Origin of the sequence: Chitinophaga sp. (assembly GCF_036569125.1) — a bacterium.
In the GTDB taxonomy this organism is placed as follows: domain Bacteria; phylum Bacteroidota; class Bacteroidia; order Chitinophagales; family Chitinophagaceae; genus Chitinophaga.
The window spans coordinates 1-11,970 of the sequence record NZ_DATCRF010000173.1; the positions used below are offsets into that span (position 1 = coordinate 1).

General features: G+C 45.9%; 11 protein-coding genes. 1 reads left to right on the top strand and 10 read right to left on the bottom strand.

Annotation, left to right across the window (positions count from 1 at the left end):
- The 4 genes from VIM87_RS06270 to VIM87_RS06285 form a co-directional block, all read right to left on the bottom strand.
- Nucleotides 1-599: MFS transporter (locus VIM87_RS06270; protein WP_331996150.1), on the bottom strand; the 599-nt coding region annotated here is incomplete at its 3' end.
- A 61-nt stretch (nt 600-660) separates the two neighbouring features.
- Nucleotides 661-1,443 carry an SDR family oxidoreductase gene (locus tag VIM87_RS06275; protein WP_331996151.1) on the bottom strand — a complete coding sequence of 261 codons (783 nt, stop codon included), beginning with the start codon at nt 1,441-1,443 and terminating at the stop codon, nt 661-663.
- 19 nt (nt 1,444-1,462) lie between these two features.
- Complete coding sequence (locus tag VIM87_RS06280) at nt 1,463-3,868, bottom strand: TonB-dependent receptor (protein WP_331996152.1); 2,406 nt, start codon at nt 3,866-3,868, stop codon at nt 1,463-1,465.
- A 126-nt stretch (nt 3,869-3,994) separates the two neighbouring features.
- Complete coding sequence (locus tag VIM87_RS06285; protein ID WP_331996153.1) at nt 3,995-5,497, bottom strand: serine hydrolase domain-containing protein; 1,503 nt, start codon at nt 5,495-5,497, stop codon at nt 3,995-3,997.
- Nucleotides 5,498-5,795: 298 nt separating this feature from the next.
- On the opposite strand from VIM87_RS06285, the gene VIM87_RS06290 reads away from it, so the two are divergent.
- Nucleotides 5,796-6,359, top strand: coding sequence for a DNA-3-methyladenine glycosylase I (locus tag VIM87_RS06290; protein ID WP_331996154.1), 564 nt, complete (start codon nt 5,796-5,798; stop codon nt 6,357-6,359).
- A gap of 51 nt (nt 6,360-6,410) precedes the next feature.
- Here the strand turns inward: VIM87_RS06290 and VIM87_RS06295 are convergent, their stop codons facing one another.
- From VIM87_RS06295 to VIM87_RS06320, 6 genes are all read right to left on the bottom strand, one after another.
- Nucleotides 6,411-6,863 (bottom strand): septal ring lytic transglycosylase RlpA family protein, encoded by a 453-nt coding sequence (locus VIM87_RS06295; RefSeq protein ID WP_331996155.1) that lies wholly within the window; start codon nt 6,861-6,863, stop codon nt 6,411-6,413.
- 34 nt (nt 6,864-6,897) lie between these two features.
- Nucleotides 6,898-7,956 carry a cytochrome-c peroxidase gene (locus tag VIM87_RS06300; protein WP_331996156.1) on the bottom strand — a complete coding sequence of 353 codons (1,059 nt, stop codon included), beginning with the start codon at nt 7,954-7,956 and terminating at the stop codon, nt 6,898-6,900.
- Nucleotides 7,956-8,696 (bottom strand): MbnP family protein, encoded by a 741-nt coding sequence (locus VIM87_RS06305; protein ID WP_331996157.1) that lies wholly within the window; start codon nt 8,694-8,696, stop codon nt 7,956-7,958. The genes VIM87_RS06300 and VIM87_RS06305 overlap by 1 nt, the downstream gene beginning before the upstream one ends.
- A gap of 63 nt (nt 8,697-8,759) precedes the next feature.
- Nucleotides 8,760-10,001 carry an L-fucose:H+ symporter permease gene (gene fucP / locus VIM87_RS06310; RefSeq protein ID WP_331996158.1) on the bottom strand — a complete coding sequence of 414 codons (1,242 nt, stop codon included), beginning with the start codon at nt 9,999-10,001 and terminating at the stop codon, nt 8,760-8,762.
- A 102-nt stretch (nt 10,002-10,103) separates the two neighbouring features.
- Nucleotides 10,104-10,883: an SDR family oxidoreductase gene (locus VIM87_RS06315; RefSeq protein ID WP_331996159.1), complete on the bottom strand. Its 780-nt coding sequence runs from the start codon at nt 10,881-10,883 to the stop codon at nt 10,104-10,106.
- 51 nt (nt 10,884-10,934) lie between these two features.
- Nucleotides 10,935-11,765, bottom strand: a complete 831-nt coding sequence (locus tag VIM87_RS06320) for an amidohydrolase family protein (protein ID WP_331996160.1) — start codon at nt 11,763-11,765, stop codon at nt 10,935-10,937.
- Nucleotides 11,766-11,970 lie beyond the last annotated feature (205 nt).

The window sequence follows — 11,970 nt, forward strand, 5'->3', positions numbered from 1 at the left end:
GTTGTAAAAAACAAAACCAGTACGGCCAACAGCAGCCCGAATGCACCGGCGCTCAAAAGGGTATTTCTCCAGCCTATTGTGTCGCCTGCCAATCCACCGATAGCGAATCCTATCATCGTTCCGAGGGGAATACCCATTGAAAATAGTCCAATGGCCCGCCCACTAAATTTTTCAGGGATCTTGCTAACGATCATGGCATGGCTGGCAGGCGTTCCACCTGCCTCGCCAAGTGCCACGCCCAGGCGGGACAGCGCTAACGACACAAATCCTGTAGCCAATCCACCTATGCCTGTCATCAGGCTCCAAATCACAATACAGGCAAATAACACTTGCTTAGCCCGGCCAGTATCGGATATACGTGCAAGCGGTAATGAAGCAATTGAATAGCAAACGGCAAATGCCATTCCCATGATAAGGCCGAGTTGTGTATCGGTCAGCCTCAACGCTGCCTTAATAGATTCAGCCAGGATGAAAGGTAAGATCCGGTCTATCTGGCTGAAAATACTCACAAATAAAAGTGTTATTAACAGCGCAGTCCTGCGCCATCCGTGCAGCCATTTGCTTTCGGCAGATTGTTCATTACCCGCTTGGATGTACATCGTTTTTAAGTTTTATTCATTAGGAATTTTTCATCGGCAAAAGGCCAATTTTAATACCGGGTTACTGCTGCCTGCTTAAAGCTTTCAATTTTTCAAATTCCCTGTGTCCGACTTTCAGGAAAAATCCCGGAGCAATTCTGCTCATTACTTTAATCATTCCGGACAATCCCGGGGTGATTTCGTATTTGCCTTTCAACATGCCGGAAACGGTAACACGCACCACTTTTTCAACCTGCATCAACCGGTTTTCAGGTGGTTTAAGTTCCCAATCTTTATGAAGATTGGTTTCAACCCCGGGTGGTATTAATTCAAATACCTCTATGCCTGACCGCTGCAGCTGCAAACGCAAAGCTTGTGTGTACGCATGAACGCCGGCTTTTGCAGCGCTGTAAACAGGAGCAATGGAATATGGTATAAATGCAATACCTGAAGAGATATTCATAATCGCCGCCGACTGTTGTTTCAACAGATGGGGCAGGAACTGATGCACCATACTGATGGTTCCTGAAAGGTTAGTGTTCACCTCACAGGCAATGTTCTCCAGATCTGTTTTCGCATTCGCCAGATCCAGCTGCCGCATCAGACCCGCATTATTGATGAGGATATTAAGTTTTGGAAACTGCCGGGTAACTGTTCCATAAAGCTGTTGAATGTCATCAGGCTTACTTACGTCGCTTTGAAATGCATGGATATTGGGGAACCGGTTTTTTACATCGTTCAACCCGTCCAGGTTACGGCCGGTGATGATAATATCAGCGCTTTGTCCAGACAATTGTTTTACAAGTTCCAGACCTATTCCGCTTGTTCCGCCTGTGATTAAGACGGTACTGTCTTTAAGCTGCATTTTTCTGATTTTCTGATTATTATATTTCCACCCTTACTCCAAATGTTGGAAAAACGCCAAGACCTGCATTAAATACCCTTCCGGTATTTGGAACAAATACTTCAGTGTTTACATTAAACCGGTTGTTGATATCTACCAGATCAACAAAGGCTGAAAACGTCCCCCACCTTCTTTGAACATTGTAATCGACCCTTATATCAAAGCTAAAAAAGCTGGGCAAACGTGATCCATTAGTAGCTGTTATTTCCTGTGAATACCTTAGATAAGCCGGATTATTGAATACGTTCGGATGTATGGTATAACTGTCTGTTGGGCGGCCGGTGCTATAACGGAATTTGCCTGAAAATATCCATTTGTTATTTGGCTTGTAGCTGCCCAATAAACTGATAGTATGCGGGATGTTGAAGTTAAAGTCGTAGTTACCCATTCCATTATGATCGTCTCTCTTACTTTGCATATATGAGTAGCTCAGTTGTCCATAGTAATTTTTGGAAAGCCGTTTGGTTATGCTCACATCGGCGCCATAAGCATACCCGCTGCCGTCGTTTGTAATATAGCTTTGGTTCCTGTTCGGCTGAACGGCTACATCATCAAACCGCTTGTGCCAGCCTTCGGCTACAAACTTTAAATCGTTTGAAAATTGTATTTTATATCCGGCAACGGACTGTATAGAACGTTCATTTTTCAGCTTGTTACCCTGAGCTTGCCCGGCAACATCGGCATATGCAGCATCCTGGTAATATATGCCCGATGCAAAATTGATGCTTTGCATATCGTTAAGCTGCAGGCTGCCGCTCAATCGTGGAGACACAGTGTGCTGTCCGGTAAATCCTGTATAGTCATAACGCAGGCTTGGATTGAGGGTAAGGGCTTCGGTCACCTTCCAGGATAACGTTATGTAGCCGGAGCCGTTAAAAGCATTGTCTTTAAACGTAGAATTGTATTGAAAGGGGCTCACTATCTGGTAGTGTTCCGTTGAATTAAGAGGAATGTCTCTTGTTCTGTAGGAATAGAGCGTATCATCATGGCTTAGTGTTCTTGCATAGTCCAGGTTAACGAGCATAGCATCAACACCCGCAGTTAATGTCACATTATTAAAACGTTGCGTATAAATAGAGCGATAGCCAAATTCCCGCTGACTGTTTTTGATAGTTCTTAACTCGTCTTCATAGTTACCAAATTTTGGATCTATCACTACGCCATTTGAATCAATAGATGGATTGAACCTTCCAAAACGGTTGTCCACAGATGAGGAACGATAGTATAGTACATTTTTTAAATAGCTGTTTGAATTGAGAAGCGTACGAAGGTTAAGCCCCACTAACGCCTTGTTACCTCTGTGGTTAAATAGCATGGTACCGCCACTATTGTCGTCATTCAAATTCAGCCCGGATTCAACGTCATCTATGGTTCTATAGGGTCTTTCCGGATTATACATAGCTATAATGGATAGCTTGTTCTTCTGATTTATTTGCGTCGTGGTTTTTACTATATAATCACCATAAGAAATTGATGAACGTTGCTCATCCAGGATACTGATAAGTGCTGCAAAATTCTGGTACCTGGCAGAAGCAAAAACACTTGTCTTTTTAGATATGGGTCCGTCAGCCATTACCGTACCTCCCAACAAATCAAACTGTCCGCTCAACGACCAACTGGCTTTATTCCCTTCCTTTATGCCAAGTCCTAACAGGGATGAGGAGCGTCTTCCATACCCTGCATCAAAACCACCATTTTGAAAAAGCACATTATCAATAACCCTGGGAGCAAAAATGCTGAACCGGCCACCATTGGGGTCATTAAACCCCGAGCTATACCCTTCTGCCTCTAAATGCGACAGATCAAACACCGGAATATCATCCACCATATAAAGATTATCGCGCGTACCCTGTCCCCTTGCTGCTATAGCAGAAAACTGCGCTCCGCTGCTTACTACCCCCGGCAGGCTGGAGAGAGCCCGCATGATATCACCCTGTGCGCCTGGATTTCTAAAGATCTCTTCTCTTGAATAGGAAAATGTTGAAACGGGTGTCAGTGGATTTGTTTCACTGGTGAATTTATTGGCAGTAACTACAATCTCATTCAATTTACCTAGTTCATTCAATAACTCATATTCAGCATAATAGGTTTTATTAAGCGCTATTATTACTTCACTGATAAATTTTGTTTGAAATCCAACATGTGAGATTGTTACTGTATGACTACCAATAGATATATTATTGATCGTAAAAACGCCCGTCGAATCTGTAGTAGTTCCAAATTGATTTCGTTCAAGATAAACACTTGCTCCAATGATGGGTTGCTTTGTTGACTGGTCAATTATTTTCCCTTTAAAGTTGCCTGTTGACTGGGCTATTGATACTGCGCCGGACAGGCAAAAGACCAGGATGAGCACAAGACGGTTCATGCGTTTTTTTATCTCCATTATTGTATCATTTTGTTGATACAAAAATGAGAATGTCCCCAAAGACAGGTTTAGCCTAAACACCTTTTGTTGTAGCCAAAAGTATACGATTCAAATAAGCTTAGACTTTTTACCGGACAACAATGATTAGTTATTAATTTTCTTCAGCGCCTCCTTCCCTCCCTGGTTTTCAGGATTTATAGCAATCGATTTTTTATACATAGTGATGGCCGACTGTTCTTTACCGTTCAGCAACAAGGCTTCTGCAAAACTATCATACACATTCCAGCTGTTGGGAAATAACACAGTGTTCAGCTGTAAAGCATCCAGCCCTTTTTCCAGGTAGCCATCAAAAAGCAGCTGCAATCCGCAGGTGTTCAGGGCCTGCTCATCCAGGAAGTAATGCGCAGTATCTGTTTTCAGCGTATTAAAAAGTGCGTTGGCAGCTTCCGGTCCCTGCTCAAACAGCTTGCGTGCATATGCATGCGCCAGGGATTGTTTGCTAACAAACACAGGCTGATCATTCAGCATACACAGCGCATTGATACTGGCCGTATGCAGGCCGCGGTGGGTAACATTATCCAGCGCGATCACTGTTTGGTGGCGGGTAATATTCCTGATAAAAGCAGTTACTATGCCGGGTGCGCCGCCGGAATGCCATACCACTTTACCCATGGTGCTGTCGCACAGGATCATCCAGCCCAAGCCATAGTAAGACCGGCCATTGGCCCAGCCGGTAAGGGCTGGTGTACCATTTGCCAGCTTTACCGGTGTAAGCGCTTCTTCCAGGGTAGCCGGCTGCAGCAGGGTTCCGTTGTATAAGGCTTCATCAAACTGCAGCAGGTCGCGGGTGGTGCTTACCACATGGCCGGGGCCTACAATGTTGCCCAGTATAAGCGTGGGGATCTTATTTCTTTGAAAGCTGTATACCTGCTTCAGGTTACCGGGGGCGTACTCCTGGAAATCATAGTTCCGGGTGCGGTTCTTATTATTCGGGAACATGAGCGATGTTGCTATGTACGTATACTTCATATGCGCCGGCTTAAAAACATGCTGTTGCAGGTAGTCCTGGAACTTTTCACCGCTTACCTTTTCAACGATCAGGGCCAGCAATCCATAGCCGGTATTGGAATAGCTCCAGCTTTCACCGGGTTGGGAATGTAATGTCTGGTGAGCGGTTTTCAGCGCAGGAATAATATCTTCATTGTTAAAAATGCGGGTAGTATCTTCCCGGTGCGGCTGTTCAAACATCTGGTAATCGGGCAGGCCGGAGGTATGCGACAGCAAATGCCGGATGGTAATGTTTTCGTAGGGAAAAGCAGGCAAATACTTTACCACGGCATCATCCAGCTGTAACTGTCCTTTTTCTTTCAGCTGCAGCACCGCTACCGATGTAAATATTTTTGATACAGAAGCCAGCTGAAAAGCAGATACAGAGCAGTTCAGGGTCTTATGCTCCAGGTCTGCATAACCGAAAGATCTTTCATAAACTACTTTTCCTTTTTCCGCTACCAGCACATTGCCGGAAAATTCGTGCGCCTTGTATTGCGCGCTGAAGCTGCTGTCTATACGTTTAACAAGCTCCTGTGCATGGGCGGTGTACACGAAAAGCACAAGGGCCATGAATAATAAATGCTTAAACCTTTTCATAATTATTTGAACATTGAATGGTGAATAATGTGATGCCAACCGGATTGCCAATGGCATGCCGCTGTCAATATCTTTGATTACCAACAATTTATATTATGCACTATTGTCCGCTTATAGCACAAGCATGTCCGATATTGATCAATTACGAATTATTCAATTACGAATTACGAATTGGTACTGCGTGCAGATTATTTTATCGCCGTTTAAAATTATCTTACAATAAGAATGTATAATAAAAATGCAATAACTTAACTCAACCGCTGCATTATAATTCGTAATTGAATAATTCGTAATTCTTATGGAAAAGACGCGCTGCGGCTGGTCAACGAAAGACCAGCTTTATAAAGACTACCACGACAATGAATGGGGCATTCCCCTGCATGATGATACCCGCCTGTTTGAGATGCTGAACCTGGAAGGTGCGCAGGCCGGCCTAAGCTGGTATACGGTGCTCACTAAACGCGGGAATTACCGTAAAGCATTTGATAACTGGGATGCGCAAAAGATCGCGCGCTACACCGACAAAAAAGTAGAAAAGCTGTTACAGGATCCCGGCATTATCCGCAACCGGTTAAAGGTAGCCGCCACCATTGGTAATGCGAAAGCCTTTTTAGCCGTACAAAAAGAGTTCGGCAGCTTTGACAGATACATCTGGCAGTTTGTAGATCACAAGCCGGTTATTAATCACTTTAAAATATTGAGTGAAATACCGCCTAAATCGCCCATATCAGATGCCATGAGCAAAGACCTGCTGAAGAGGGGATTTAAATTTGTAGGCTCTACTATCTGTTACGCCTATATGCAGGCAACCGGTATGGTCAATGATCATTTAACCACCTGCTTTACCCGCAGCAAAAAATAAAAATGCGCAGCATAACTGCTGCGCATTTTAACCATAAAAAAGAACTATTCCCTACACCCTTTCTACTCTCACACGTGCAAGACCTTTTGCTAAAAAGCCTAATTCACGCGCAGCAGTTTGTGTAAGGTCAATGATGCGGGAATTAGTGGCATGCAGGCGGTCGGTGATCTTAACGATCACGGAGCGGCCATTACTCAGGTTAGTTACTCTAACCAGGGTACCTAATGGTAAGGTGTTATGGGCGGCGGTCATGCTGTCATTATCGAAAACTTCTCCGCTGGCCGTTTTACGGCCCTCGAACTTATTCGCATAATAACTGGCCGTGCCCATGTCTGACTTTTTCGCCACTACCACAGGTCGCTTTTTTTCCCGGCCCAGCCATAAAGGCGGGGTCAGTATGGCAATTACCACTAAAATTTTGAACCCTGTTTTAATGTGTTTCATCATGCCGGTACAAAGGCAAAAACCATGCTTGGAAAACAGGTATAAATTACCGCCATTCACAGTTTGCTGGTTTCAAATAAGTTAAATATGCAGGCTATTGTATAAGAATTTCGCTGAATGACGAATTGGCAATAAAACCGGGGTCGGTGAGCGTGTTCAGGAACATATACAGCTCCCGCTGCTCTTTGTCGGACAGGGGGATGCCATTTTTCACCAGGGGGTCTACAGTAGGGCTGGCGCCGGGTTTTATGCCATGGGCATACTGGTTAAATACCTGGTAAATATCAAAAAAACGCCCGTCGTGCATATAGGGCGAGCTTTTCAGGATGTTACGCAATGTAGGCACCTTAAATTTCAGGTAATCGCCGGTGCTGCTGGTAATACGCATACGGCCCACATCATTTAAATTAGGCAGGTATGGCAGGCCATTGTTACGATAGCTGTAATCCGTAAAAAAAGGCTCTTTATGGCAGGCTGCGCACTTTTGCTTAAAGATCACATAGCCCTCCTGTTCTTCGGGCGTAAAGGCCACGCCAGGGGCCTTACGCATTACGCTGTCATATTTGGATTGAAAAGAGATCATGGTGGCCAGGAACTGCGTAATAGCCCTGAATAAGCGCTGGCTGTTCACCTCCTCCGTACCATAAGCCGCCTTGAACATTTTACGGTAAACGGCATCGGCCTGCAGGCGTTTTATCAGAACGGCCAGGTCCATACCCATTTCATTTTCATCAGTAAGGGGGGTGAGCGGCTGTATTTCCAGGTTGTTCACGCCCCCATCCCACATAAAATTCTTTTGCCAGATAAGGTTGAACAAAGTAGGTACGGAGCGGGTGCCAATGCGCCCTTCTACCCCATGCGCCAGGGCATGATCAAAATGCCCGAAGGCTGCAAACTGCTGATGGCAAAACCCGCAGGAAATGCTGCTGTCGCGGGAAAGCTTAGGATCGTAAAACAGGCGCCGGCCCAGCGCAATGCCCTGTTTGGTAAGCGGGTTCTGTGAAAGATCATATACCGGGGCAGGTAAGCCCGGCGGCAGCTCCAGGTGGTAAGGTTCGGGAACCGCAATTGCTTCAGCGTTCCGGTTATTAGCTTCGGAAGCGGCCAGCAAAAGCAGCAGGCAAAAAAATGTTATGAAATAAACAGCCTTCACTAATCCCTCTTTATACTGAACATGTGCTGGTAATTATCTGCAATGCGCATAGCCTGCGCCCCCGGCGTAGTGCAGGACGATACCTGCTGAAAGCTAACCGTATTCGGCTGGCTGAACCAGGTATAGGCATCGGCCACTATGGGCATTACCACCGGTTCGGGCTGCGGTAATGCAAATGGTTTGGCAAAGGTAAGCGTTACCCTGCGCAGCGTATTACGCGTGCCCTGGAAACCGCCAATATGAAATTCTATGAGCTTATTGGGCTGTTTGGATACGGGCGACAGGCCTTCCAGCTTGGCCATAATGTAACCGCTGTTCCAGGTCCAGAACATACCGTTCACTGGGTCTAAAGCGCCGGTTTGCGCACCGCTCATATTACGGATGCTATCTACCCCTATCAAAAAGGAAATACTGCTGTAAATACCTTCCGGGATGGGTGGCAGGGTGATGGTCTTTGAAGCGGTATCGCTTTCATTTACCAGGAAATAGGCCGGCGGCAGGCTTACTTCCTGCCCGCTGCTGTTAGTGAGCGAAAAGTTGCTCACGTAATATTTGAACGTGGTAATGTTAAAGGAATCGCCCACCGCATTCGTGTAAATGCCGGTTTGCAGCGCCATGGGTTTTCCATTCACCACATGGGTGAACTGTAACTGCATGGAAGCGCTATGAAAGGTATTGGCCCCGGTGAAAAGGAGCAGGCAAAGGCAGGCAGCAGGCAGGTATAAATGAAAGTTCCGCAAATTCATCGTATGTTTTACTACAGTAAATTACAATGAATTTGCGGAACGGGGAAAAATGATGTGTTAAGCTCTTTTATATCCTTTCCAGCCGTAATAGAACACTATGGCAAAGCATACCAGCGGCACGGCGTAAGCGCCGGCGGTAGACTGGCTGTCTGCAATAACACCCATTACATACGGTACAACCGCACCACCCACAATAGACATGATGATGAATGCGCCGCCCTTTTTCGTGTGCACACCCAGGTCCTTTACGCCTAATGCAAAAATGGTAGGGAACATAATAGACATGAAAAAGAAAATGGCCATCAGCGCATATACGGAAATGGCGCCTTTACCGGCCATTACCAGCATACACAACACCACGTTTATAAGCGCATAGGCAGCCAGCAGCTTATTGGGAGCTACTGTTCTCATAATTGCAGTGCCTACAAAACGGCCGGCAGTGAACAATATCAGGCTAACGGCTAACAGGTAAGCGCCTTTTTCACTGGTGGCGCCCTGCCAGTATTCCGTTACATAGTTAATGAAAAGCGCACCCACACCCACTTGTGCAGCTACGTAAAAGAATTGTGCAATTACGCCCCATACAAAATGGCTGTGCGCAAACAGCGGTTTGGCGGTTTGTATGCTGCCTGCACCTTCTTCCGTGCTTACTTCTTTTATTTCCGGTAAGGAGGTTCTGTAAAAGAAAAATGCGATCAGCAGCACCACTGCACCGATCACGATATATGTTGACTGTACGGAGCTCAGGTTACCTGCAGCTTCTTTATCACCGCTAAAGAACAAGGCACCGCCGATTACCGGTCCCAGGAAAGAACCCACCCCATTAAAACATTGGGAAAGATTCAGGCGGAACTCTGATGTTTCTGCGCTGCCCAGTACCGTTACATATGGATTGGCAGCTGTTTCCAGGCAGGTAAGCCCGCTGGCCAGCACAAACAGCGATAGTAAAAAGGCATCAAAGTTGGCATAATGGGCTGATGGGTAAAACAGGAACGCCCCTGTTGCATATAACAGTAACCCTAAGATGATGCCCTTTTTATAACCGTACTTACTCATGAAAATACTGGCGGGTAAAGCCATCAGGAAGTAAGCGCCAAAGTAGGCCAGCTGTAATAAGGTGGAGCGGGTTTTAGTAATATTCAGCACCTCCTGGAAATGTTTGTTCAGCACATCCAGCAGGCCGTAAGCCAGTCCCCACAGGAAGAACAGGCTGGTAACCAGAATGAACGGGAATAAGTAGCTTTTCTTACTGTCCGTAACCGCAGTTACAGAACTCGTGGAAACAGTGGCTCCAGCCATAGGGAAAAAGTTTAGTGTAGTTAAATATAAGCTTTTAGCTATTAGCCTTTAGCTGTTAGCTTTTAGCAGCTAAAGGCTAATAGCTAAAAGCTAACAGCTGTTTTAGATCGATCTGTCGAGGTGTGTATATCCGCCATCCACATAAATGATCTGCCCTGTGGTGTGCGATGATTGTGCGGATAACAGGAATACCGTCATACCGGCAATTTCTTCAGAGGTGGTCATACGCTGTTCCAGGGGGATCTTGGCAACAATAGAGGCCAGCTTTTCCTTAGGATTGGGTAAGGAGCTGATCCAGGTTTCATACAGCGGCGTCCATACTTCAGCTGGTATTACGGTGTTCACACGAATGGAAAATGGCAGCAGCTCAACCGCCCACTCCCTTGTTAAGGCGTTAATAGCGCCTTTGGAAGCGGCATAGCCGGAAGTGTTACCCTGGCCGGTGGTAGCTACTTTAGAGCCAATATTCACAATGCTGCCCTTGTTCTGTTTCAGGTAAGGCAATGCATAATGCGCCAGGTTATAGTAGTGCGATACATTTTTTTGCAGCGATGCCATGAACTTTTCAGGGCTGCCGCTTTCCAGGCCTACGCCGTCATTCACACCGGCGTTGTTCACCAGCGCGTGCAGGGTGCCAAATTCTTTCACAGTAGCATCGATCACTTTTTTGCAGGCAGCGGGGTCGCCCAGCTCTGCTTCAATACCAAAAGCCTTACCACCAGCCGCTTTAATGGCAGCTACTGTTTTTTCATTATCAACCGCGCTGCGGCCGGCAATTACGGCAATAGCGCCTTCTGCTGCTACCAGCTTGGAAATAGCTTCTCCAATACCTTTGGCGCCGCCGGTTACAATGATCACTTTATCTTTTAATCCCAGATCCATAAGTTGTTATTTGAAAACGTTTTCAATAAGAATCAATAAATAAATGTACTGTTAAACAAGGTTGTAGAACGCAGCGGCATTACCACCCATAATGGCGGCCTGCTCTGTTTTGCTTAACCCGCTGATGTAGTCTGTTACCATACCTTTAACCTCTGCATACTGCCCTGCCACCAAACATACCGGCCAGTCGGATCCATACATCAGGCGCTGGGGACCAAAGGCTTCCAGCACTACATCCAGGTAAGGCTTAAACGTATCAGCCGTCCAGTTTTGCCAGTCGGCTTCCGTTACCAGCCCGCTTATTTTGCAATATACATTGGAGGATGCTGCTATAGTGCGCATGCTTTTTTCCCAGGTAGCTATATCACCTGTTTTGCAATAAGGTTTGGCCATATGATCTATTACCAGCTTTTGCTGCGGGAACAGCTGCACGAATTTTTCTACTGCGGGTAACTGTATGGGATATACGAGAATATCGTACGTAAAATTATAAGGCTGTAATGCGCGGATGCCTTTACAAAACCCTTCCTTTAACAAAAAGGCCGGATCCGGCTCACCCTGCACAATATGGCGGAAACCTTTCAGCGTTTTGAATTGTGTATAGTGCTGCAGGCGTTCATCCAGGTTCTCTGCACGCAGGTCAACCCAGCCTACCACACCTTTCACAAAGGGATGTGCTGCCGCCAGGTCCAGCAGGAATTGCGTTTCCTCTTCCGACTGATCAGCCTGTACGGCTACGCAGGCATCCACACCATTCTGCTGCAATACGGGCAGCAGGTTATGCGGCAAAAAATCGTCCTGTATCACTTTCATATCGTCTGTGATCCAGGCATCTTTCACCGGGTGGTATTTCCAGAAATGTTGATGGGAATCGATGACCATGTTGAGAGTTTGAATTACGAATTATTTAATTACGAATTACGAATGGATTAAAGCGGATCATTAACTCGTTTTTTAAATCGCGTCATTCATTCGCTGCATTTTAATTCGTAATTCGTAATTGAATAATTCGTAATTAAATTAGTTATAACGCGAAAATTCTGTCCATCACTATCCACTTCTCTCCGGGTTTTGCAATGGGCAATGC

Excerpts from the sequence above, each read along its gene's own strand:
- VIM87_RS06275 (WP_331996151.1), bottom strand. The coding sequence starts at position 1,443 with ATGCAGCTTAAAGACAGTACCGTCTTAATCACAGGCGGAACAAGCGGA.
- VIM87_RS06280 (WP_331996152.1), bottom strand. The coding sequence starts at position 3,868 with ATGGAGATAAAAAAACGCATGAACCGTCTTGTGCTCATCCTGGTCTTT.
- VIM87_RS06285 (WP_331996153.1), bottom strand. The coding sequence starts at position 5,497 with ATGAAAAGGTTTAAGCATTTATTATTCATGGCCCTTGTGCTTTTCGTG.
- VIM87_RS06290 (WP_331996154.1), top strand. The coding sequence starts at position 5,796 with ATGGAAAAGACGCGCTGCGGCTGGTCAACGAAAGACCAGCTTTATAAA.
- fucP (WP_331996158.1), bottom strand. The coding sequence starts at position 10,001 with ATGGCTGGAGCCACTGTTTCCACGAGTTCTGTAACTGCGGTTACGGAC.
- VIM87_RS06315 (WP_331996159.1), bottom strand. The coding sequence starts at position 10,883 with ATGGATCTGGGATTAAAAGATAAAGTGATCATTGTAACCGGCGGCGCC.
- VIM87_RS06320 (WP_331996160.1), bottom strand. The coding sequence starts at position 11,765 with ATGGTCATCGATTCCCATCAACATTTCTGGAAATACCACCCGGTGAAA.